Below are 24,145 nucleotides of genomic sequence, written 5' to 3' on the forward strand. Positions count from 1 at the left end.
GGGAGGGCGAGGTGCGCAGTGTACGGGTGGATCGTTATCGACGGCAATCGGCCGATAACGATCGCGGTTTTTTACCAGGCGATGGTCTCGCCCTTGTAGTCCACAAAGTGATGGCCGCCCTTACCACTGTAGGCATTCACTTGGTCGACCAAGCCGCGGACGCTGGTGGGCACGTCGATTTGCGCGTTTTCGCCGCCCATGTCGGTTTTTACCCAGCCCGGGTGCAACGACAGCACGGTCAGTTTCTGGTCGCCCAGTTGAGTGACGAAACTGTTGGTCATGGAGTTGAGGGCGGCCTTGCTGGCTTTGTACAAGGCCAGGTCCGAGCCGTCGGGGATGGTGACGCTGCCCAGGATCGAGCTCATGAAGGCCAGCACGCCGGTGTCCGGGCGGATCTGCCCGACAAAACGCTGGGCCAAATTGATGGGCGCCACAGCGTTGGTGAAAAACAGTTGGCCGACTTCAGCCAGCGTGGCGTGGCCGGGTTCCTGGTTGGCGGGGCCTTTGACGCCGGCGTTGACGAACAGCAGGTCGAAGGTTTTTTCCTTGAGCCGCTGGCTCAGGGCGATCACGGCCTGTTGGTCATCCATGTCGAGCTTTTCGATCTGCACCGGGCCCAGGGCCTTCAAGGCATCGGCCTTTTGTGGGTCGCGCACGGTGGCGGTCACCTCCCAGCCGTCCGCCAGCAGTTGCTTGGCCAGGCCAAGGCCCAAGCCCCGGGAGGCGCCGATAATCAGTGCGGTTTTTGAAGTGGACATGAATGGCTTCCTTTGACGATGGAGGTTCACGGGTTCAGTGGACAACGCTGGCCGAGCCTTTGCTGCAACTCCTGGCGCAGTTGATCGAGTTCGGCGATGCGGGTTTCGATCAGGTTGAGCTTGTCTTGCAACAGTTGAGTGACGGCGGTGTCGGGGTCTGGCGCTTGCCATAATGCGCCGACGCTGTTGCCAATTTCACCCAGGCTGAAGCCCAGGCGCTGGGCGGTCTTGATGTACAGCACCAACTGCACCATGTCGTCGGGGTAGTCGCGGTAACCGTTGGCACTGCGTTGCGCGGCAATCAACCCGCGCTGCTCGTAGAAGCGCAGGGTGTCGCGGCTGACTTGGCTGGCCTGGGCTAATTCGCCGATACGCATGCAGAGGGCTCGAAGGGGCTTGACCTTGGAGCATACTCCAGGCTTTACGTTGCTGGCTTCTTGAATTGAAGGAGCTTGCTGCCATGTGGACTGCACACCAATACCGTCAACTGGTTCGGGCCAGCGGTTGGTACGATTTGATCGTCACCGCGGCGCTGGTCACCCCCTGGACCTTTGTTCTGCTGCATAACGCCTTGGTGGCGTTGAATCTGCCCGGCGAACTGCCGTCGTTCGCACCTGTGCATATGTTGATGGCCAACCTGATGGGCTCGATCGTTTGTGTGTGGTCGGTGCTGCGAATCCGCGATCCTCAAGCGATCTTTGGTCGCTATGACGCCGCCGGCCGAGTGCTGTTTGCCACCTGGCAGATTTACGCGCTGGCCCACGGCGCCAGTACGGTATTGGTGATTGTGGTGGTGTTTGAGGTGCTGTGGGCGGTGGCGCAGTTGATGCCGGTGCGCCGGGCAGCTAGTTGATCAAAAAACGTTCAGTTGCGCCCGGGCGTTGCGGGCTCTGCCGCCGGCTCACTCTTGCACGGGTTATCCACAGGTTGCTCCACAGTAATTGTGCGCAAGCGCAATCGGTGGGTATAAGCGCTGTGGCCCTTTGTTCTAAAGGACATAACCCGCCTGACTGACTGTTTTTGAGCTGGATCAATACTTTTGTGTGGCGAGCTGAACAAAAACTGAACAACCGCCTCGAACCCTTGTGACAGAAGGGTTACAGGCGAGTGTGCTCAGGTTATCCACAGGCAGGTGCACAGTAGATGTGGGCAGTTTCAACGCTGCAGCAGGATACGCCCGCGGCTCAGGTCCGCGAGCTGGGTTTGCAGGGTGTCGATACAGGCTTCGCCGAGGGCCAGTTGCAGGTCGACGCCATTGGCGGTGAAGGTTTCTTCCATCACCAATCCGCCCAGTTCGGCCACTCGCAGTTTCACCAACTGCAACTCGGCAAAACCACAGGAGCAACTCAGCGGCACGCGTTTGATCAGCTCGACGCGTTCGGCAGCTTGCAGGCATTTGTTGGCGCCGCCGCCATAAGCGCGGGCCAGGCCGCCGGTGCCCAGTTGAATGCCACCGTACCAGCGGATCACCAGCACCACGACCTGATCGCAATCCTGCGCTTCGATCGCGGCCAGGATCGGTCGCCCGGCCGTGCCGCCGGGCTCGCCGTCATCATTGCTGCGGTATTGATCGCCAAGTTTCCAGGCCCAGCAGTTGTGCGTGGCGTTCAGGTCGCTGTGCTGGTCAATAAAGGCCTGGGCGTCCTGGGGGCTGGCGATGGGGGCGGCGAGGGTAATGAAGCGGCTTTTGCGAATTTCTTCGCGAAACTCGCAAAGGCCGGTAAGCGTGAAAGGCATGGGTAACTTCGTTTAGAGGGCGGGCTTGATGCCACAGCCTTTGAGAATGATGTGGATAAGGTTGGTGCCGGCGTCTTCCATGTCCTGCTTGGTCAGCTTGGTGCGGCCGGTCACGCGGCAGATCTGTGTGGCGAAGTCAGCGTAATGCTGGGTGCTGCCCCACAGTAAAAAGATCAGGTGTACGGGGTCGATGGGGTCCATTTTGCCGGCGTCGATCCAGGCCTGGAACACCGCCGCACGGCCGCTGAACCAGGCGCGGTAGTCCTGGCTGAAATATTCGGTCAGGCATTCACCGCCGCTGATGATTTCCATCGCGAAGATCCGCGAGGCTTGCGGCTGGCGCCGGGAAAATTCCATCTTGGTGCGGATATAGCGGGTCAGCGCTGCGGCCGGGTCATCCTCGGCGGTCAGGGTGTTGAAGGTGCTGTCCCACAGTTCGAGGATGTTGCTGAGTACGGCAATGTACAGGCCCAGCTTGTTGGTGAAGTAGTAATGCAAGTTGGCTTTCGGCAACCCGGCACTCGCCGCGATGGTGTTCATGCTGGTGCCTTTGTAGCCATGACGGGCGAACTCGTCTTCGGCGGCCTGCAAAATCGCTTGTTCGTTCTTTTGCCGAATGCGGCTTGCAGGTTTTCCGGCGTGGTTGCTGTGGGCAGGAACTTCGAGGCTCATGGAGGTTTCCGTGCAGATCGATGAATACGACGTGTGCACAGATAACCCACCCTCAAGCCCCAGACAAGTCCCGATACGATAAAACCCTCAAAGTGGTTCCAGAGTGTCGCTTTCCGGGGCCCGGTTTGCGGCATCCGCGGTGGCCTTGGGTTCAGGCAGCAACAGGCACAACACAATGGCGGTCAGGCCGCCGCTGGTGATGGCGGAGTCGAACAGGTTCTGCACCAGCGTTGGCATCAAGTGCAGCAGGTTCGGCTGGGCGGCGATCCCGAGGCCGACGCCAAACGAGGTGGCGATGATCAGCATGCTGCGTCGGTCCAGCGGGGCCTGGGCGAGGATGCGCACGCCGGCGGCGGCTACGCTGCCGAACATCACCAGGGTTGCGCCGCCCAGTACCGGTTTGGGAATTTGTTGCAGCACCGCACCAATCAACGGAAACAGTCCGAGGCAAAACAGCACTACGCCGATGTACAGGCCGACATACCGGCTGGCGACGCCGGTCAGTTGGATCACGCCGTTGTTCTGGGCAAAGGTGGTGTTGGGAAAGGCGCTGAAGGTGGCGGCGATCATGCAACTGATGCCGTCTCCCAGCACGCCGCCCTTGAGCCGGCTTATATAGGACGGGCCACTGATGGGCTGGCGGGCGATCATGCAATTGGCGGTGAGGTCGCCGACGGTTTCAATAGTGCTGATCAGATAAATCAGCGCTACTGGCAGGAACGCGCTCCAGTCAAAGTTGAAACCGAAGTGGAACGGCGTAGGCAGGCTGATCAATGGCAAGTCGGGCAGGGCTTGGGGGACGAGTTTGCCGCTGAACCAGGCGGCGAGGCTGCCCAATGCCAGGCCAATGATGATGGCGGATAGACGTACCCACGGGGTGTTCGAGCGGTTGAGCAGGATGATCGTCAGTACCACGAACACACCGAGTGCCAGGTTGGTCGGGGCGCCAAAGTCCGGGGCGTTGAAGCCGCCGCCCAGGTCAGTGATGCCGACTTTGATCAGGCTGATGCCAATCAAGGTGATGACGATGCCGGTCACCAGCGGTGTGATCACCCTTTTGAGCTGGCCGATGAAACGGCTCAACACGACCTGCACCGCAGCGCCGAAGAAGCAAATGCCGAAAATCATCGCCAGAATGTCTTCCGGGCTGCCGCCGCGTTGCTTGACCAGAAACCCCGCCGACAATACCGCGCCGAGGAACGCAAAGCTGGTGCCTTGCAGGCAGATCATCCCGGCGCCAATCCCAAACGGCCTGCGCGCCTGGATGAAGGTGCCTACACCCGAAACCATCAATGCCATGCTGATCAGGTAGGGCAGGTAAGCGGTCAGGCCCAGGGTGGAGCCGATGATCAATGGCGGGGTGATGATGCCGACAAAGGCGGCCAATACATGCTGCAACGCAGCAAGCAATGCGGGCAGTGGTTTAGGGCGGTCGTTGAGGCCGTAGATCAGGTCGCTGGGGCTGGAGGATTCTGGCGGCATGGCGTTGGGAACTCATGGCTGATGGTTCGAGATTCCCTTGCCTTGCAAAAAGCTGTCCAGTTGCTCAGGTTTTTATGTGAGGCCCGCGCTAGCGCGTTGCGGCCAGACTCTCGAGGAAGCTTTCCAGCACCAAATGAGGGCGACGGCCCTTGCGCGTGACCGAAGCGAGGCTTAAATCGTAAAAACGTGTGGCCGGTTTCAGCGCACGCAGTCGGCCTTGTTGTACCCACAGGCTGGCGTAGTGGTCGGGCAGGTAGCCGATGTAGCGGCCGGTCAGGATCAGGAAGGCCATGCCTTCGCGGTCCGAAGCGCTGGCGGTGCAGTTGAGTGCCTGGTAATGCGCCTGAATATCGGCGGGCAGGCGGAAGGTGGGGGCGATGGCGTCCTGGCTGTTGATGCGCTCGTCGTCCAGTTGTTTGTCGTCGGCATAAAACAGCGGATGGCCGACGGCGCAATAGAGCAGCGAGCGCTCGCTGTACAGCGGCTGGTACTCAAGGCCCGACAAGGCGCTGGCCTGCGGGACTACACCCACATGGAGGCGGCCATCGAGCACGCCTTGTTCGACTTCATTGGGGGCGATCATGCGGATCTGGATTTGTACGTCCGGGCCGCGCTCCTTCAACTGTGCCAAGGCGTGGGTAATACGCATGTGGGGCAGGGTGACGAGGTTGTCGGTGAGGCCAATGATCAGCTCACCGCGCAGGTGTTGGTGCAGGCCGTTGACCTCGGTGCGAAAACTTTCCAGGGCGCTGAGTAACTGCAGCGCCGACTGATACACCTCGCGTCCTTCCTCGGTCAGGGAAAACCCCGCCCGCCCGCGTTGGCACAGGCGCAGGCCAAGGCGCTGCTCCAGGTCACTCATCTGCTGGCTGATGGCCGAGCGACCAATGCCCAGTACGGTTTCCGCCGCCGAGAAGCCGCCGCATTCCACCACGCTGCGAAAGATGCGCAACAGGCGGATATCGAAGTCGCTGACTTGGGCCAGTGGGTCGGGTCGACGGCTGCTCATAGTTTAGTGTAGGCCTGACTGAAGGTTAGAAGAGTTGGATTTCACCGACTTTATCCCCGTGGCAATTTAGCTGCAACAACGCTTTTTCAAATCCCTACGCTGCCTTTTGCCTTGCGAGGTTTTGCTGATGAACATGCCCGAAAACGCTCCGTCCACCCTGGCCAGCCAATTGAAGCTGGACGCGCACTGGATGCCGTACACCGCCAACCGTAACTTCCACCGTGACCCGCGCCTGATCGTGGCGGCCGAAGGCAGCTGGTTGACCGATGACAAGGGGCGCAAGGTGTATGACTCGCTGTCGGGTCTGTGGACCTGCGGCGCCGGGCACACCCGCAAGGAAATCCAGGAGGCGGTCGCCAAGCAATTGGGCACGTTGGACTACTCGCCAGGCTTCCAATACGGTCATCCTTTGTCGTTCCAGCTGGCAGAAAAGATTACTGACCTGACCCCGGGCAACCTGAACCACGTGTTCTTCACCGACTCCGGCTCCGAGTGCGCCGATACCGCGGTGAAAATGGTGCGTGCGTACTGGCGCCTGAAGGGCCAGGCCACCAAGACCAAAATGATCGGCCGTGCCCGTGGTTATCACGGTGTGAACATCGCCGGTACCAGCCTGGGCGGTGTGAACGGTAACCGTAAGCTGTTTGGCCAGGGCCTGATGGATGTTGACCATCTGCCTCACACCTTGTTGGCGAGCAATGCGTTCTCCCGTGGCATGCCGGAGCTGGGCGGTATTGCCCTGGCGGATGAGCTGCTCAAGCTGATCGAGTTGCACGATGCGTCGAACATCGCTGCAGTGTTTGTTGAACCGATGGCGGGTTCCGCTGGCGTGCTGGTGCCGCCGCAGGGTTACCTGAAGCGCCTGCGTGAGATCTGCGATCAGCACAACATTCTGTTGGTGTTCGACGAAGTGATCACCGGCTTCGGTCGTACCGGCTCGATGTTTGGCGCCGACAGCTTCGGTGTGACTCCGGACCTGATGTGCATTGCCAAGCAAGTCACTAACGGCGCGATCCCGATGGGCGCGGTGATTGCCAGTACCGAGATTTATCAGACGTTCATGAACCAGGCGACGCCTGAGTACGCAGTGGAATTCCCACACGGCTACACCTACTCGGCTCACCCGGTGGCCTGCGCGGCGGGCCTGGCGGCACTTGACCTGCTGCAGAAGGAAAACCTGGTGCAGAGCGTGGCCGAAGTCGCACCGCATTTCGAGAACGCGCTGCATGGCTTGAAGGGCAGCAAGAACGTGATCGATATTCGTAACTATGGCCTGGCCGGTGCGATCCAGATCGCCCCACGTGATGGTGATGCGATTGTGCGTCCGTTCGAAGCAGGTATGGCCCTGTGGAAAGCCGGCTTCTACGTGCGCTTTGGCGGCGACACTCTGCAGTTCGGGCCAACCTTCAACAGCAAGCCGCAGGACCTGGATCGCTTGTTCGATGCGGTCGGCGAAGTGCTGAACAAGATCGACTGATTTCTCCTTCTATATAGAACAACTTTTCAGGAGCCCTGCATGAGCCTCATCCAGCATTTGATCAACGGCCAACTGGTGACCGAGAACGGTCGCACGGCCGACGTGTACAACCCGTCGACTGGCCAGGTGATTCACCAAGTACCGTTGGCCAGCCGTGAAACGATTCAAAGCGCCATCGACTCGGCCAAGGCGGCATTCCCGGCATGGCGCAACACGCCGCCGGCCAAGCGTGCCCAGGTGATGTTCCGTTTCAAGGTACTGCTGGAGCAGAACGAAGCGCGCATTGCCCAACTGATCAGCGAAGAGCATGGCAAGACGCTTGAAGATGCTGCCGGCGAGCTGAAGCGCGGGATCGAGAACGTCGAGTACGCGTGTTCGGCGCCGGAAATCCTCAAGGGTGAATACAGCCGTAACGTCGGCCCGAACATTGATGCCTGGTCTGATTTCCAACCGCTGGGTGTGGTGGCCGGTATTACGCCATTCAACTTTCCGGCCATGGTGCCGTTGTGGATGTATCCGCTGGCTATCGTCTGCGGTAACTGCTTCATCCTCAAACCGTCGGAGCGTGACCCAAGCTCTACGCTGCTGATCGCACAGCTGCTGCTGGAAGCCGGTCTCCCCAAAGGCGTGATGAGTGTGGTGCATGGCGACAAGAGCGCGGTGGATGCGCTGATCGAAGCGCCTGAAGTCAAGGCGTTGAGCTTTGTGGGTTCGACGCCGATTGCCGAGTACATCTATTGCGAAGCCACCAAGCGCGGCAAGCGTGTACAGGCGTTGGGTGGGGCGAAGAACCATGCGGTGCTGATGCCGGATGCGGATCTGGATAATGCGGTCAGTGCCTTGATGGGCGCGGCGTATGGCTCGTGCGGTGAGCGCTGCATGGCGATCTCTGTTGCGGTGTGTGTCGGCGACCAAGTGGCGGATGCGTTGATCGCCAAGCTGGTGCCGCAGATCAAGGCGCTGAAGATTGGTGCGGGCACGTCCTGTGGGCTGGACATGGGGCCGTTGGTTTCCGGCCAGGCGCGGGACAAGGTCAGTGGCTATATAGAAGACGGTGTTTCTTCGGGGGCCGAGCTGGTGGTCGATGGTCGTGGCTTGAGTGTTGCCGGTCACGAAGAGGGCTTCTTCCTGGGTGGCTGCCTGTTTGATCGCGTGACGCCTGAGATGCGCATCTATAAAGAAGAGATCTTCGGGCCGGTGCTGTGCGTGGTTCGGGTGAATAGCCTGGAAGCGGCCATGCAGTTGATCAACGATCACGAGTACGGCAACGGTACCTGTATCTTCACCCGGGACGGTGAAGCGGCGCGGTTGTTCTGTGACGAGATTGAAGTAGGCATGGTCGGCGTCAACGTGCCGCTGCCGGTGCCGGTGGCGTATCACAGCTTTGGTGGCTGGAAGCGTTCGCTGTTTGGCGACTTGCACGCTTATGGGCCGGATGGGGTGCGTTTCTACACGCGTCGCAAGGCGATTACCCAGCGCTGGCCACAACGGGCCAGCCATGAAGCGTCGCAGTTTGCCTTTCCTAGTTTGTAAGTAAGGCAGAAAGCCGGCCCCTTGGGGCCGGCTTTCGCGTTTTTGGGGCTTTTTGACTGATATGACAGAAATATGAAAAAAGGCGTTGACGGCAGATTCTGAAAGCCTATAATTCGCCCCACTTCCGGCGCAGTCGAAACGGAAAACTCCTTGGTAAACAAAGAGTTATGTAGGTTTCGACAGCGAGCTGCTTCAGATCATCGAAGCCCAGAAGGAGTTGGTAGGGCAGTGTTGTTTGGCTCTATTAACGTTTCGATCTTCTCGGTCGAAAGCGGAGAAAAAGAGGTGTTGACAGCAGCGTGTAACGCTGTAGAATTCGCCTCCCGCTAACGAGAGATCGGAAGCGCAAGTGGTTGAAGTTGTTGAAGAATTCTTCGAAAGCTTCTGAAAATAATCACTTGACAGCAAATGAGGCTGCTGTAGAATGCGCGCCTCGGTTGAGACGAAAGATCTTAACCAACCGCTCTTTAACAACTGAATCAAGCAATTCGTGTGGGTGCTTGTGGAGTCAGACTGATAGTCAACAAGATTATCAGCATCACAAGTTACTCCGCGAGAAATCAAAGATGTAACCAACGATTGCTGAGCCAAGTTTAGGGTTTCTTAAAAACCCAAAGATGTTTGAACTGAAGAGTTTGATCATGGCTCAGATTGAACGCTGGCGGCAGGCCTAACACATGCAAGTCGAGCGGTAGAGAGAAGCTTGCTTCTCTTGAGAGCGGCGGACGGGTGAGTAATGCCTAGGAATCTGCCTGGTAGTGGGGGATAACGTTCGGAAACGGACGCTAATACCGCATACGTCCTACGGGAGAAAGCAGGGGACCTTCGGGCCTTGCGCTATCAGATGAGCCTAGGTCGGATTAGCTAGTTGGTGGGGTAATGGCTCACCAAGGCGACGATCCGTAACTGGTCTGAGAGGATGATCAGTCACACTGGAACTGAGACACGGTCCAGACTCCTACGGGAGGCAGCAGTGGGGAATATTGGACAATGGGCGAAAGCCTGATCCAGCCATGCCGCGTGTGTGAAGAAGGTCTTCGGATTGTAAAGCACTTTAAGTTGGGAGGAAGGGCAGTAAATTAATACTTTGCTGTTTTGACGTTACCGACAGAATAAGCACCGGCTAACTCTGTGCCAGCAGCCGCGGTAATACAGAGGGTGCAAGCGTTAATCGGAATTACTGGGCGTAAAGCGCGCGTAGGTGGTTCGTTAAGTTGGATGTGAAATCCCCGGGCTCAACCTGGGAACTGCATTCAAAACTGACGAGCTAGAGTATGGTAGAGGGTGGTGGAATTTCCTGTGTAGCGGTGAAATGCGTAGATATAGGAAGGAACACCAGTGGCGAAGGCGACCACCTGGACTGATACTGACACTGAGGTGCGAAAGCGTGGGGAGCAAACAGGATTAGATACCCTGGTAGTCCACGCCGTAAACGATGTCAACTAGCCGTTGGGAGCCTTGAGCTCTTAGTGGCGCAGCTAACGCATTAAGTTGACCGCCTGGGGAGTACGGCCGCAAGGTTAAAACTCAAATGAATTGACGGGGGCCCGCACAAGCGGTGGAGCATGTGGTTTAATTCGAAGCAACGCGAAGAACCTTACCAGGCCTTGACATCCAATGAACTTTCTAGAGATAGATTGGTGCCTTCGGGAACATTGAGACAGGTGCTGCATGGCTGTCGTCAGCTCGTGTCGTGAGATGTTGGGTTAAGTCCCGTAACGAGCGCAACCCTTGTCCTTAGTTACCAGCACGTAATGGTGGGCACTCTAAGGAGACTGCCGGTGACAAACCGGAGGAAGGTGGGGATGACGTCAAGTCATCATGGCCCTTACGGCCTGGGCTACACACGTGCTACAATGGTCGGTACAGAGGGTTGCCAAGCCGCGAGGTGGAGCTAATCCCAGAAAACCGATCGTAGTCCGGATCGCAGTCTGCAACTCGACTGCGTGAAGTCGGAATCGCTAGTAATCGCGAATCAGAATGTCGCGGTGAATACGTTCCCGGGCCTTGTACACACCGCCCGTCACACCATGGGAGTGGGTTGCACCAGAAGTAGCTAGTCTAACCTTCGGGAGGACGGTTACCACGGTGTGATTCATGACTGGGGTGAAGTCGTAACAAGGTAGCCGTAGGGGAACCTGCGGCTGGATCACCTCCTTAATCGACGACATCAGCTGCTCCATAAGCACCCACACGAATTGCTTGATTCATTGAAGAAGACGATAAAGAAGCAGCCTTAATCAGGTTGTAGCTTGGTTGGTTAGAGCGCACCCCATGCTTTGTGGTAAAGAGCAGGGTGAGGTCGGCCTTATAGCTCGAAATTGGGTCTGTAGCTCAGTTGGTTAGAGCGCACCCCTGATAAGGGTGAGGTCGGCAGTTCGAATCTGCCCAGACCCACCAATTTTGTGTGGGAAACGCCTGTAGAAATACGGGGCCATAGCTCAGCTGGGAGAGCGCCTGCCTTGCACGCAGGAGGTCAACGGTTCGATCCCGTTTGGCTCCACCACTAACTGCTTCTGTCACGTAAAGCTTAGAAATGAGCATTCCATCGTTAGGATGGTGAATGTTGATTTCTAGTCTTTGATTAGATCGTTCTTTAAAAATTTGGGTATGTGATAGAAAGATAGACTGGACGTTACTTTCACTGGTAACGGATCAGGCTAAGGTAAAATTTGTGAGTTGCTCTTAATTGAGTATTATCGAATTTTCGGCGAATGTCGTCTTCACAGTATAACCAGATTGCTTGGGGTTATATGGTCAAGTGAAGAAGCGCATACGGTGGATGCCTTGGCAGTCAGAGGCGATGAAAGACGTGGTAGCCTGCGAAAAGCTTCGGGGAGTCGGCAAACAGACTTTGATCCGGAGATGTCTGAATGGGGGAACCCAGCCATCATAAGATGGTTACCTTACACTGAATACATAGGTGTATGGAGCGAACCAGGGGAACTGAAACATCTAAGTACCCTGAGGAAAAGAAATCAACCGAGATTCCCTTAGTAGTGGCGAGCGAACGGGGACTAGCCCTTAAGTGGCTTTGAGATTAGCGGAACGCTCTGGAAAGTGCGGCCATAGTGGGTGATAGCCCTGTACGCGAAAATCTCTTAGTCATGAAATCGAGTAGGACGGAGCACGAGAAACTTTGTCTGAATATGGGGGGACCATCCTCCAAGGCTAAATACTACTGACTGACCGATAGTGAACTAGTACCGTGAGGGAAAGGCGAAAAGAACCCCGGAGAGGGGAGTGAAATAGATCCTGAAACCGTATGCGTACAAGCAGTGGGAGCCCACTTTGTTGGGTGACTGCGTACCTTTTGTATAATGGGTCAGCGACTTATTTTCAGTGGCGAGCTTAACCGAATAGGGGAGGCGTAGCGAAAGCGAGTCTTAATAGGGCGTCTAGTCGCTGGGAATAGACCCGAAACCGGGCGATCTATCCATGGGCAGGTTGAAGGTTGGGTAACACTAACTGGAGGACCGAACCGACTACCGTTGAAAAGTTAGCGGATGACCTGTGGATCGGAGTGAAAGGCTAATCAAGCTCGGAGATAGCTGGTTCTCCTCGAAAGCTATTTAGGTAGCGCCTCATGTATCACTGTAGGGGGTAGAGCACTGTTTCGGCTAGGGGGTCATCCCGACTTACCAAACCGATGCAAACTCCGAATACCTACAAGTGCCGAGCATGGGAGACACACGGCGGGTGCTAACGTCCGTCGTGAAAAGGGAAACAACCCAGACCGTCAGCTAAGGTCCCAAAGTTATGGTTAAGTGGGAAACGATGTGGGAAGGCTTAGACAGCTAGGAGGTTGGCTTAGAAGCAGCCACCCTTTAAAGAAAGCGTAATAGCTCACTAGTCGAGTCGGCCTGCGCGGAAGATGTAACGGGGCTCAAACCATACACCGAAGCTACGGGTATCATCTTCGGATGATGCGGTAGAGGAGCGTTCTGTAAGCCTGTGAAGGTGAGTTGAGAAGCTTGCTGGAGGTATCAGAAGTGCGAATGCTGACATGAGTAACGATAATGGGTGTGAAAAACACCCACGCCGAAAGACCAAGGTTTCCTGCGCAACGTTAATCGACGCAGGGTTAGTCGGTCCCTAAGGCGAGGCTGAAAAGCGTAGTCGATGGAAAACAGGTTAATATTCCTGTACTTCTGGTTATTGCGATGGAGGGACGGAGAAGGCTAGGCCAGCTTGGCGTTGGTTGTCCAAGTTTAAGGTGGTAGGCTGGAATCTTAGGTAAATCCGGGATTCTAAGGCCGAGAGCTGATGACGAGTTAACTTTTAGTTAACGAAGTGGTTGATGCCATGCTTCCAAGAAAAGCTTCTAAGCTTCAGGTAACCAGGAACCGTACCCCAAACCGACACAGGTGGTTGGGTAGAGAATACCAAGGCGCTTGAGAGAACTCGGGTGAAGGAACTAGGCAAAATGGCACCGTAACTTCGGGAGAAGGTGCGCCGGTGAGGGTGAAGGACTTGCTCCGTAAGCTCATGCCGGTCGAAGATACCAGGCCGCTGCGACTGTTTATTAAAAACACAGCACTCTGCAAACACGAAAGTGGACGTATAGGGTGTGACGCCTGCCCGGTGCCGGAAGGTTAATTGATGGGGTTAGCTAACGCGAAGCTCTTGATCGAAGCCCCGGTAAACGGCGGCCGTAACTATAACGGTCCTAAGGTAGCGAAATTCCTTGTCGGGTAAGTTCCGACCTGCACGAATGGCGTAACGATGGCGGCGCTGTCTCCACCCGAGACTCAGTGAAATTGAAATCGCTGTGAAGATGCAGTGTATCCGCGGCTAGACGGAAAGACCCCGTGAACCTTTACTATAGCTTTGCACTGGACTTTGAATTTGCTTGTGTAGGATAGGTGGGAGGCTTTGAAGCGTGGACGCCAGTTCGCGTGGAGCCAACCTTGAAATACCACCCTGGCAACTTTGAGGTTCTAACTCAGGTCCGTTATCCGGATCGAGGACAGTGTATGGTGGGTAGTTTGACTGGGGCGGTCTCCTCCTAAAGAGTAACGGAGGAGTACGAAGGTGCGCTCAGACCGGTCGGAAATCGGTCGTAGAGTATAAAGGCAAAAGCGCGCTTGACTGCGAGACAGACACGTCGAGCAGGTACGAAAGTAGGTCTTAGTGATCCGGTGGTTCTGTATGGAAGGGCCATCGCTCAACGGATAAAAGGTACTCCGGGGATAACAGGCTGATACCGCCCAAGAGTTCATATCGACGGCGGTGTTTGGCACCTCGATGTCGGCTCATCACATCCTGGGGCTGAAGCCGGTCCCAAGGGTATGGCTGTTCGCCATTTAAAGTGGTACGCGAGCTGGGTTTAGAACGTCGTGAGACAGTTCGGTCCCTATCTGCCGTGGACGTTTGAGATTTGAGAGGGGCTGCTCCTAGTACGAGAGGACCGGAGTGGACGAACCTCTGGTGTTCCGGTTGTCACGCCAGTGGCATTGCCGGGTAGCTATGTTCGGAATAGATAACCGCTGAAAGCATCTAAGCGGGAAACTAGCCTCAAGATGAGATCTCACTGGAACCTTGAGTTCCCTGAAGGGCCGTCGAAGACTACGACGTTGATAGGTTGGGTGTGTAAGCGCTGTGAGGCGTTGAGCTAACCAATACTAATTGCCCGTGAGGCTTGACCATATAACACCCAAGCAATTTGACTACTCCTGACTTGGAAACAAGCAGAAGCATCAGATTGCGGTGTGTGAAGACGAAACGAACCGAAAGTTCGAGATCTTACAAAACACCGAAAGCTATCACATACCCAATTTGCTGAAGCGAGGCCAGCTGGCCACGACTCGGTACCCGAATTTCTTGACGACCATAGAGCATTGGAACCACCTGATCCCATCCCGAACTCAGCAGTGAAACGATGCATCGCCGATGGTAGTGTGGGGTTTCCCCATGTGAGAGTAGGTCATCGTCAAGATTAAATTCCAGAACCCCTGATTGCTAACGCAATCAGGGGTTTTGTTTTTGCGCGGTCGAAAACCAAGCACGCTTGCGCTTGACGTCAACGATAGCGCGACCTTTCTGAATCAGTGCGGAGCCCTTGCGTTCTTCGCAATCAAGCTCGCTCCTACAGGCGGCCTTCAATGCTAAAGTCCATCCCTCGATTTTGCTTTTCCCAAGGAAGCCTTTATGCCGGATGCGACGTCCCTCAGTGCTGGATTCATGGTGGTTCACGGCAACCGCCTGGATGAGCTGCGCAGCCTGGTCGTCAGTTGGATGCGTCGCTATCCGCTCGCCCCTCTGGAAAACGAAATCGCCCTGGTGCAAAGCAACGGCATTGCCCAATGGCTGAAACTGGCGCTGGCCGAAGACCCCGAAGAGGACGACATGGGCGGCTGCGGTATCGCCGCCGCGATCGATGTGCAACTTCCCGGCAGCTTCATGTGGCAGCTCTATCGCATGGTCCTGGGCAAAGACGAAATCCCCCCCAAGTCCCTGCTCGATAAAGCCCCGCTGACCTGGCGTCTCATGCGCCTGCTCCCTGAGCTGATCGACCAACCGCATTTTGAACCCCTGCAGCGCTTCCTTACCCACGACACGGATCTACGTAAACGCTACCAACTGGCTGAACGTCTCGCCGACCTGTTCGACCAATACCAGGTCTACCGTGCCGACTGGCTGGAAGACTGGGCCGCGGGCCGCCATCAACTGCGCAATGGTCGTGGCGACTCCAAGCCCCTGAGCCCCGCCAACTGCTGGCAAGCAGAACTGTGGCGTGCGTTGCTGCTGGATGTCGGAGAGGAGGGCATGGCCCAAAGCCGCGCCGGGGTTCACCAGCGCTTTATCGAGCGTATCAACACTCTGGAACAAGCCCCGGTTGGCCTGCCTTCCCGAGTCATCGTCTTCGGCATTTCTTCCCTGCCAGCCCAGGCCCTGGAAGCGCTTGCCGGTCTCGCTCGTTTCAGCCAAGTGCTGCTGTGCGTGCACAATCCTTGTCGCCACCATTGGTCCGACATCGTTGCCGACAAAGACCTGCTTCGAAACGAGTACAAACGCCAGGCCCGCAAAGCTGGAATGCCGGTCACCATCGACCCGCAAACCCTGCACCAGCACGCCCACCCGCTGCTCGCTGCCTGGGGTAAGCAAGGTCGCGACTACATCAACCTGCTGGACAGCTACGACGACCCCAACAGTTACCGCTCGGCATTCCGTGACGGCCGCATCGACCTGTTCAGCGAAAGTGAGCCCACCACCGTGCTCAACCAGCTCCAGGACGATATCCTCGAACTGCGCCCGCTCAACGAAACCCGCGAACTCTGGCCAAGCGTCGACCTGGAGCGCGACACCTCCATCCGTTTCCACATCGCCCACAGCGCCCAGCGTGAAGTTGAAATTCTCCACGACCAATTGCTCCAGCGCTTCAGTGCCGACCCCACGCTGCGCCCACGGGACATCATCGTCATGGTCCCCGACGTCGACAGCTACGCGCCGCACATTCGCGCCGTATTCGGCCAGCTTGAAAGAAGCGACCTGCGCTTCATTCCGTTCACGCTGACAGACCAAGGCCAGCGAGGCCGTGACCCACTGCTGATCGCCGTCGAACACCTGCTTAAGCTGCCCGACAGCCGTTTCCCGGTCAGTGAAATCCTCGACCTGCTCGACGTCCCGGCATTGCGCGAACGTTTCGCCATCAAGGAACGCGACCTGCCGACCCTGCATCGCTGGATCGAAGGCGCGGGCATCCGCTGGGGCCTTAACGCCGAGCAACGCGCGGGTCTGGGCTTGCCCCATGAGCTCGAACAAAACAGCTGGCGTTTCGGCCTGCGCCGCATGCTCCTGGGTTACGCCGTGGGCTCTGGTTCGGCCTGCGATGGCATTGAGCCCTACGATGAAATCGGCGGCCTCGACGCCGCGCTGATCGGCCCGTTGGTCGCGCTGCTCGACGCACTGCACGACGCCCACCAGGCACTGTCACAACCCGCCGCGCCGAGAGAATGGGGCGAGCGCCTGCAAAACCTGATGCAACTGTTCTTCCTCCCGAGTAACGAGCACGACGACTACCTCTTGGGCCAACTCGAGCAATTGAGAGAAACCTGGCTGGAGACCTGCGAGTCCGTCGGACTGCACGACGAATTACCCCTGACCGTAGTCCGCGAGGCCTGGTTGGCCGGCCTCGACCAAGGCCGCCTGTCCCAACGATTCCTTGCGGGTGCTGTCAATTTTTGCACCTTGATGCCCATGCGCGCGATCCCGTTCAAGCTGGTGTGCCTGCTGGGCATGAACGACGGCGACTACCCACGGGCGCAGCCACCACTGGACTTCGACCTGATGGGCAGCGACTACCGCCCAGGCGATCGCTCGCGCCGCGAAGACGACCGCTACTTGCTGCTCGAAGCCCTGCTCTCGGCCCGCGACCAGCTTTACATCAGTTGGGTCGGGCGCAGCATTCGCGACAACAGTGACCGCCCGGCCTCCGTGCTGATCGGCCAGTTGCGCGACCATATTGCGAGCGGCTGGCACACCACCAACGGCGAGCCGCTGCTGGAAGCCACCACTCAGGAACACCCCCTCCAACCCTTCAGTGCCCGCTACTTCCACGAAGGAGATGAACTGTTCAGCTATGCCCGCGAATGGCAGTTGCTCCACGCAACCCCCGAGAGCCTCACTGACACCGCCAGCCTGGCGCCCTACATCCAGGAAGAACCGCTGGGTCTCGGCCAACTGCAAGACTTCCTGCGCAATCCGGTCAAACACTTCTTCAGCCAGCGCCTCAAAGTGTTTTTCGAAGCCGCTGAAGTCCCGCTGGAAGATGAAGAACCCTTTGTCCTCGATGCATTGCAGCGCTACAGCCTGAGCGACAGCCTGCTCGCGGCCGCGCTGACCCAGCCCGACAACCTCGATGAAGCCCTTAATGCCCAAGCCCTGCGCCTGCAAGGCAGCGGCTTGTTGCCAATGGTTGGCTTCGGCGAATGCCTGCGCAAAGAACTGATCGAGCCTTTACCTGATCTGTTGCAACGTTACCAACAACTCCTGGCACTCTGGCCTACCCCGCACGGCAGCGCCGAACCTATCAGTTTTGAGCATCAGGGCGTTCAGCTGGAAGGTTGGATCAGCGGCCTGCACCAGCGCGGCGACGGCGCCTTCCTGAGCGTCACCGCCATCCCCAACAGCATCGGTTCGATCAAGACCCGCAAGTGGCACCGCCTGATTCGCCCGTGGGTCAATCACCTGGTGGCGTGCGCTTGCGGGGTGCCATTAAGTACCGGCCTGGTCGCCAGTGACGACACCCTGCTACTGGCCCCGCTGGAACAAACCACAGCCCAGGAACTCCTCGGCAACCTGTTGCTCGCGTGGAAAACCGGCATGAGCCAGCCACTGCCAATCGCCGTCAAGACCGCGTTCGCCTGGCTCGGTCAAACCGACCCCGTCAAAGCCCAAGCCGCCGCCCGCAAAGCCTACGAAGGCGACGGCCAAACCACCGACGGCGAGCGCCGTGAAAGCCCCGCGCTCACCCGCCAGTTCCCCGACTACGCCGCGCTGATGGCCAGCGAAGAGTTCGAAGGCTGGTGCGAAACCCTCTATCGACCGTTGATCAATGCCTCCTGGCGATCACTCACCAGCGCGGAGGCCAGCGCATGAGCGGCATAAAACCCCTGGCCCTGGCCTTTCCGCTCCAGGGCAGCCAGTTGATCGAAGCCAGCGCCGGCACGGGCAAGACGTTCACCATCTCGGCGCTCTATTTGCGCTTGGTGCTCGGCCACGGCGGTGACGACTCCGGCTTCGGCCGCGAGTTGTTGCCGCCGCAAATCCTCGTCGTGACCTTCACCGACGCCGCCACCAAAGAGCTGCGTGAACGTATCCGCATCCGCCTGGCAGAAGCCGCGCGTTTTTTCCGCGGAGAAATCGAAGAGCCCGACGCATTGATCGCCGAACTGCGCGACCAATACAGCCCCGCACAATGGCCCGGCTGCGCGAATCGCCTGGACATCGCCGCCCAATGGATGGACGAAGCCGCCGTCTCGACCATCCACAGTTGGTGCCAGCGCATGCTGCGCGAACACGCGTTCGACAGTGGCAGCCTATTCACCCAGACCCTGGAAACCGACCACAGCGACCTGCTCGGCGAAGTGCTGCGCGACTACTGGCGACTGTTCTGCTACCCGATGCACGACGATGCGTTGAACTGGGTGCGCAACAATTGGGGCGGCCCGGCCGCGCTGATGCCACGCGTACGCGCGCTGTTTGGCAGCGAGCGGCCCACCGATGAAACCCGTGAACCTGCCGAACTGATCAACGCCTGCCTGCAAGAGCGCCGCCAGGCCCTCGTTGCACTCAAGGCGCCCTGGCAGCAATGGGCAGATGAACTGCGTAACATTTGCCTGCAAGCAGTCGCCGCCAAAGCCGTCGATGGCCGCAAGATGCAAGCCCGGTACTTCGAGCCCTGGTTCGAAAAAATCAGCGCCTGGGCGGCTGACGAATCCCTCGAGCAACTGGACATCGGCACCGGCTTCACCCGCCTGACGCCCGACGGCATGGCTGAAGCCTGGAAAGACGAACCACCGCACCATCCCGGTATCGACGCCATGGCCGGTCTCAAGGCCAGCCTCGATGCTTTGCCAACGCCCGATGCCGCGGTACTGCAACATGCTGCCGGCTGGGTGGGGAAACGCTTCGAAGAAGAAAAACGCCGTCGCGCCGAAATGGGCTTCGACGACATGCTGATCCGCCTCAACGCCGCCCTGCAGGCCGACGGCGGCGAGCGCCTGGCCAGTGTGATCCGCGAGCAGTTCCCGGTCGCCTTGATCGACGAGTTCCAGGACACCGACCCGGTGCAATACAGCATCTTCGACAGCATTTACCGCATCGAAGAAAACCACCTCGACAGCGGCCTGTTCCTGATCGGCGACCCGAAGCAGGCGATCTACGCGTTTCGTGGCGCCGACATCTACACCTACCTGCGCGCGCGCCAGTCCACCACTGGCCGCCATCACACGTTGGGCACCAACTTCCGTTCGAGCCACGCTATGGTCGAGGCGGTAAACCATGTGTTCCAGCGCGCAGAAAAAGGCCGTGGCGCGTTCCTGTTCCGCGAGCCCGACGGTACGAACCCGGTACCGTTCCAGTCGGTATTGTCCCAGGGCCGCAAGGAGCAACTGCAGGTCAACGGTCAGACGTTGCCCGCGCTGAACCTTTGGCACTTGCCCACCGACCAGCCCATATCCGGCGTGCTCTACCGTCAACAACTGGCGGCTTCGTGTGCGAGCCAAATCGTCGCCTTACTCAACGGCGGCCAGCAGGGTACTGCGGGATTCCTCAGCCAGGACGGTAGTCTTAAAGGCGTACTGCCGTCGGACATTGCCATTCTCGTACGGGACGGCAAGGAGGCCCAGGCCGTGCGTGCTGAACTGGCCGCCCGTGGCGTGCGCAGTGTGTATCTGTCCGACAAAGACTCGGTGTTCGCCGCCCAGGAAGCCCATGACCTGCTGGCCTGGCTCAAGGCCTGCGCCGAGCCGGATGTCGAGCGCCCGCTGCGTGCCGCCCTGGCCTGCGTCACCCTTAACCTGTCACTGGCGGAACTGGAGCGTCTGAACCAGGACGAGCTGGCGTGGGAAAAGCGCGTGATGCAGTTTCGCGACTACCGCACGATCTGGCGCACCCAAGGCGTGCTGCCGATGCTGCGGCGCTTGCTGCATGACTTCAAGCTGCCGCAAACCCTGATCACTCGCAATGATGGCGAACGGGTACTGACCAACCTGCTGCACCTCTCGGAATTGCTGCAACAAGCGGCCGCCGAACTGGACGGCGAACAGGCACTGATTCGCCATCTGGCCGAACATCTCGCGCTTTCCGGTCAGGCGGGTGAAGAGCAGATTTTGCGGCTGGAAAGCGATGAGCAACTGGTCAAAGTGGTGACGATCCACAAATCCAAGGGCTTGGAATACGACTTGGTTTTCCTGCCGTTTATCTGCTCGGCAAAACCGGTGGACGGCAGCCGCTTGCCGTTGCATTACCACGACGCAAATGGCAGATCCCAGGTCAGCCTCAGACCCACCGCCGAGTTGATCGCCCAAGCGGACGACGAACGCCTGGCCGAAGACTTGCGCCTGTTTTACGTGGCACTGACCCGCGCCAAACATGCCTGTTGGTTGGGCATCACCGACCTGAAACGTGGCAATAACAACAGCTCCGTATTGCACCTGTCGGCCCTGGGCTATTTGCTCGGCGGCGGTGCTTCACTGGGCGAATCCGCAGGCCTGGCCCGCTGGCTGCTCGATTTGCAGGACGGTTGCCCGGCGCTGCATTACGCAGAAATGCCCGAAGCAGACGCAGTTGTGTTCCACCCGCCGCGCAACGAAGCGACGTTGCTCGCGCCGCTGCTGCCCAAGCGCAAGGCGGCAGAAAACTGGTGGATCGCGTCCTACAGTGCCCTGCGCATCGGCGAAAGCATGAGCGCCGCGAGCCTCGAAGCGCCGGAGAGCCCGCAGGCGCAGAAGCTCTTCGACGATGAACGCCTCGACCCGGATGCACCACGGGAAGTGCCGGCTTCCGGCGGCGATATCCACCGTTTCCCACGCGGGCCGAACCCCGGCACCTTCCTCCATGGCCTGCTGGAATGGGCCGGCGGCGAAGGCTTCAACGTTACTCCCGACGCCATCGAAGATGCCGTCGCCCGTCGCTGCAACCGGCGTGGTTGGGAAGGCTGGATCGGCACCCTCGGCGGTTGGCTTGAGCATCTGTTGCACGCCCGGCTGCCGCTGGGCAACGGGCAGGCGGCCCTCAGCGAGCTGCAGCACTACCAGATCGAAATGGAGTTCTGGTTCGCCAGCCACAAAGTTGACGTCCTCGCGCTCGACAAGCTGGTGTGCCAGCACACGCACAATGGTGTATCCCGCGTGGCTGCCGAGCCGGTGTTGCTCAACGGTATGTTCAAGGGTTTCATCGACCTGACCTTCGAACACGAAGGCCGTTACTACGTGGCGGATTACAAATCCAACTGGCTTGGTCCCGACGACTCGGCCTACACGCAACAGGCCATGGAACTGTCGATCCTTGATCATCGTTACGACCTGCAATACGTCCTTTACCTGCTGGCCCTGCATCGCCAGCTCAAGGCCCGACTACCGGATTACGACTACGACCGGCACGTCGGCGGCGCGTTGTACCTGTTCCTGCGCGGTAGCCATTCTGCGAGCCAGGGCGCGTATTTTACCCGGCCGCCCCGGGAATTGATCGAAGGCCTGGACCTGCTGTTCCAAGGCAAACCGCTACCACTCAAGGCCGAACCCGCCTGGGAACAAGGAGTGTTGCTATGAGCCTGTCGCCATTACCACTTGAAGAGCTGACGCCGCTGAACCGCGCCGCCGATCTGGTGCAGTTGCTCGATCTTTGGGTGCAGCGCGGCTGGTTGCGTGCGCTGGATAAAGCCTTTGTCGGTTTCCTCCACGAGCTTGAGCCAAAGGCTGATCCTTTGGTACTGCTGGCCGCCGCCCTGACCAGCCACCAACTGGGCCACGGCCACGTATGCCTTGACCTGTTCGAAACCCTCAAAGCACCTGATTTCGCCCTGTCCCTGCCGCCCGAAGGCGATGCACAAAGCGGTGCCATGCTGCTGCCATCGCAATTGCTTGAAGGCCTGGACGGCGCCCATTGGTGCCACGCCCTGGCCGCCAGCCGCCTGGTGGCACTGGCCGTCGACGGCAGCGAAGAGGCACAAAGCCGGCCACTGGTCTTGTCTGGCAAGCGCCTGTACTTGCGCCGCTACTGGACCTACGAGCGGCGCATCGACACCGCTTTGCGCCTGCGACTCGCCACCCGTGAAAGTGTTGCCGATGATCTGCCCGAACGGCTGAACCGCCTGTTCGACCAGGCTCCGCCGGACGGCGTCGTAGACTGGCAAAAACTCGCCTGCGCCCTGGCCACACGCGGCGCATTCAGTATCGTCACCGGCGGCCCGGGCACTGGCAAAACCACTACTGTGGTGCGCTTGCTCGCGCTCTTGCAGGCGCCAGCGGTGGAAGGCGGCAGCGCATTGCGCATCCGCCTCGCCGCCCCCACCGGCAAGGCCGCCGCACGCTTGACCGAGTCCATCAGCCAACAAGTGCTGTCGCTGAAAGTGCCCGATGCGGTAAAGGAAAAAATCCCGACCCAGGTCACCACCGTTCACCGTTTGCTCGGCAGTCGCCCCGGCACCCGGCACTTCCGGCATCACATCGGCAACCCGCTGCCCCTGGATGTGCTGGTGGTGGACGAAGCCTCGATGATCGACCTGGAAATGATGGCTAACCTGCTGGACGCGTTGCCGCCTCACGCCCGCCTGGTGTTGCTGGGTGACAAGGACCAACTGGCTTCGGTTGAGGCAGGCGCGGTGCTGGGTGATTTGTGCCGCGACGCAGAAGCCGGCTTCTACAGCCGGCAAACCCGTGAGTGGCTGCAACAGGTCAGCGGCGAAGACCTCGGCGCCAGCGGCCTGCAGGAAGACCTCGACGGTAGCCATCCCTTGGCGCAACAGGTGGTGATGCTGCGTTACTCGCGCCGTTTTGGCGAAGGCAGCGGCATCGGCCAACTGGCCCGCTGGGTCAACCAGCAAAACCCCGGGCAGGCGCGCAAACTGTTGGCCGCCCGCAGCCACGCCGACCTGTTTTGCGTCAGCCTCAAGGGCGAGCACGACCATGCCCTGGAGCGCCTGGTGCTCGACGGCCACGGCGACGGTGCCCAGGGTTATCGCTATTACCTGAAGCTGCTACAGACTGCGCGGCCCACCCTCGACACCCCCCGGGATGACGAGGGCTGGACCGTGTGGGCGCAAAAACTGCTGAAAGCCTTCGATGCATTCCAGTTGCTTTGCGCCGTACGCAAAGGCCCATGGGGCGTCGAGGGGCTGAACCAGCGCATCACCGCGGCGCTGCTCAAGGCCCGGCTGATCGACAGCGACCAGCAATGGTACGAAGGGCGCCCGGTGTTGATGACCCGCAACGATTACGGGCTGGGCCTGATGAACGGCGACATCGGGATTGCCCTCAAACTGCCCGAAAGTGACGGCGGGCCCCAAGTGCTGCGCGTGGCGTTCCCGCGCAACGACGGTCAGGGCGGCGTGCGCTTTGTGCTGCCCAGCCGGCTCAACGACGTGGAGACCGTGTACGCGATGACGGTACACAAGTCCCAGGGCTCGGAATTCACTCACACCGCGCTGATCCTGCCGGATGCCCTGAACCCCGTGCTCACCAAAGAGTTGATCTACACCGGCATCACCCGCGCCAAGGACTGGTTCAGCCTGATCGAGCCACGAGGCGGTGTGTTCGAAGAGGCGGTGAGTCGCAAGGTGAAGCGCTTGAGTGGGTTGATGCTGGAACTGGGCACGTGATCGTTAAAGAAGCTGACCGATGGGTTATCTAATTTTTCTGATCAAAATGTGTGATTTTTCTTAATAAAATGTCGGAATCCTCCTAGGCGTCGCTTCGGAGGGGTTCCGCCGTTGTGCTATCGTTGCGGCATCATCCCGAGAAGATCTAAGAGAAT

General features: G+C 58.8%; 12 protein-coding genes, 2 tRNA genes and 3 rRNA genes. 11 read left to right on the plus strand and 6 right to left on the minus strand.

The genetic code is table 11. From position 1 onward, the window contains the following. Nucleotides 1-71 precede the first annotated feature (71 nt). Both RGV33_RS03325 and RGV33_RS03330 read right to left on the minus strand, forming a co-directional pair. The gene (locus RGV33_RS03325; RefSeq protein ID WP_322143103.1) at nt 72-758 is read right to left on the minus strand and encodes an SDR family oxidoreductase; all 687 of its coding nucleotides are present in this window, start codon (nt 756-758) and stop codon (nt 72-74) included. 26 nt (nt 759-784) lie between these two features. Next, nucleotides 785-1,135, minus strand: a complete 351-nt coding sequence (locus RGV33_RS03330; protein WP_322143104.1) for a MerR family transcriptional regulator — start codon at nt 1,133-1,135, stop codon at nt 785-787. Between the two features lie 83 nt (nt 1,136-1,218). Between RGV33_RS03330 and RGV33_RS03335 the strand changes: the two genes are divergently transcribed. Continuing rightward, nucleotides 1,219-1,611 (plus strand): hypothetical protein, encoded by a 393-nt coding sequence (locus RGV33_RS03335; protein ID WP_322143105.1) that lies wholly within the window; start codon nt 1,219-1,221, stop codon nt 1,609-1,611. Nucleotides 1,612-1,913: 302 nt separating this feature from the next. On the opposite strand, the gene RGV33_RS03340 is transcribed toward RGV33_RS03335, so the two are convergent. From RGV33_RS03340 to RGV33_RS03355, 4 genes are all read right to left on the minus strand, one after another. Next, nucleotides 1,914-2,495, minus strand: coding sequence for a YigZ family protein (locus RGV33_RS03340; RefSeq protein WP_322143106.1), 582 nt, complete (start codon nt 2,493-2,495; stop codon nt 1,914-1,916). 12 nt (nt 2,496-2,507) lie between these two features. Then, complete coding sequence (locus RGV33_RS03345; RefSeq protein ID WP_003211175.1) at nt 2,508-3,167, minus strand: TetR/AcrR family transcriptional regulator; 660 nt, start codon at nt 3,165-3,167, stop codon at nt 2,508-2,510. 87 nt (nt 3,168-3,254) lie between these two features. After that, nucleotides 3,255-4,649 carry a nucleobase:cation symporter-2 family protein gene (locus RGV33_RS03350; RefSeq protein WP_322143107.1) on the minus strand — a complete coding sequence of 465 codons (1,395 nt, stop codon included), beginning with the start codon at nt 4,647-4,649 and terminating at the stop codon, nt 3,255-3,257. Nucleotides 4,650-4,737: 88 nt separating this feature from the next. Continuing rightward, on the minus strand, nt 4,738-5,658 hold the full coding sequence (locus RGV33_RS03355) for a LysR family transcriptional regulator (protein ID WP_010174131.1): 921 nt from the start codon (nt 5,656-5,658) through the stop codon (nt 4,738-4,740). A 127-nt stretch (nt 5,659-5,785) separates the two neighbouring features. Here RGV33_RS03355 and RGV33_RS03360 point away from each other — a divergent pair, with 127 nt between their 5' ends. The 10 genes from RGV33_RS03360 to recD all read left to right on the plus strand — a co-directional run bounded on the left by RGV33_RS03360 (nt 5,786) and on the right by recD (nt 23,990). Continuing rightward, entirely contained in the window at nt 5,786-7,135 is a 1,350-nt protein-coding gene (locus RGV33_RS03360; protein ID WP_088424674.1) for an aspartate aminotransferase family protein, read from the plus strand. 39 nt (nt 7,136-7,174) lie between these two features. Then, on the plus strand, nt 7,175-8,668 hold the full coding sequence (locus tag RGV33_RS03365) for a CoA-acylating methylmalonate-semialdehyde dehydrogenase (protein WP_322143108.1): 1,494 nt from the start codon (nt 7,175-7,177) through the stop codon (nt 8,666-8,668). A 623-nt stretch (nt 8,669-9,291) separates the two neighbouring features. Then, nucleotides 9,292-10,828: ribosomal RNA gene (locus RGV33_RS03370) — 16S ribosomal RNA — on the plus strand. A gap of 163 nt (nt 10,829-10,991) precedes the next feature. After that, nucleotides 10,992-11,068: transfer RNA gene (locus RGV33_RS03375), tRNA-Ile, on the plus strand. 30 nt (nt 11,069-11,098) lie between these two features. Beyond that, nucleotides 11,099-11,174, plus strand: a tRNA-Ala gene (locus tag RGV33_RS03380). A 249-nt stretch (nt 11,175-11,423) separates the two neighbouring features. Beyond that, nucleotides 11,424-14,317 (plus strand): 23S ribosomal RNA (locus tag RGV33_RS03385). Nucleotides 14,318-14,490: 173 nt separating this feature from the next. Continuing rightward, a 5S ribosomal RNA gene (gene rrf, locus RGV33_RS03390) occupies nt 14,491-14,606 on the plus strand. Together the 16S, 23S and 5S rRNA genes with 2 tRNA genes alongside form the textbook arrangement of a ribosomal RNA operon. A 212-nt stretch (nt 14,607-14,818) precedes the next feature. Then, nucleotides 14,819-18,268 carry an exodeoxyribonuclease V subunit gamma gene (gene recC / locus RGV33_RS03395; protein ID WP_322143109.1) on the plus strand — a complete coding sequence of 1,150 codons (3,450 nt, stop codon included), beginning with the start codon at nt 14,819-14,821 and terminating at the stop codon, nt 18,266-18,268. Beyond that, on the plus strand, nt 18,265-21,942 hold the full coding sequence (recB, locus tag RGV33_RS03400) for an exodeoxyribonuclease V subunit beta (protein ID WP_322143110.1): 3,678 nt from the start codon (nt 18,265-18,267) through the stop codon (nt 21,940-21,942). Before recC ends, recB begins: the two co-directional genes overlap by 4 nt. Then, complete coding sequence (recD, locus tag RGV33_RS03405; protein ID WP_322143111.1) at nt 21,939-23,990, plus strand: exodeoxyribonuclease V subunit alpha; 2,052 nt, start codon at nt 21,939-21,941, stop codon at nt 23,988-23,990. Before recB ends, recD begins: the two co-directional genes overlap by 4 nt. The last annotated feature ends 155 nt before the right edge of the window (nt 23,991-24,145 follow it).

The organism is Pseudomonas sp. Bout1 (assembly GCF_034314165.1).
GTDB lineage: Bacteria > Pseudomonadota > Gammaproteobacteria > Pseudomonadales > Pseudomonadaceae > Aquipseudomonas.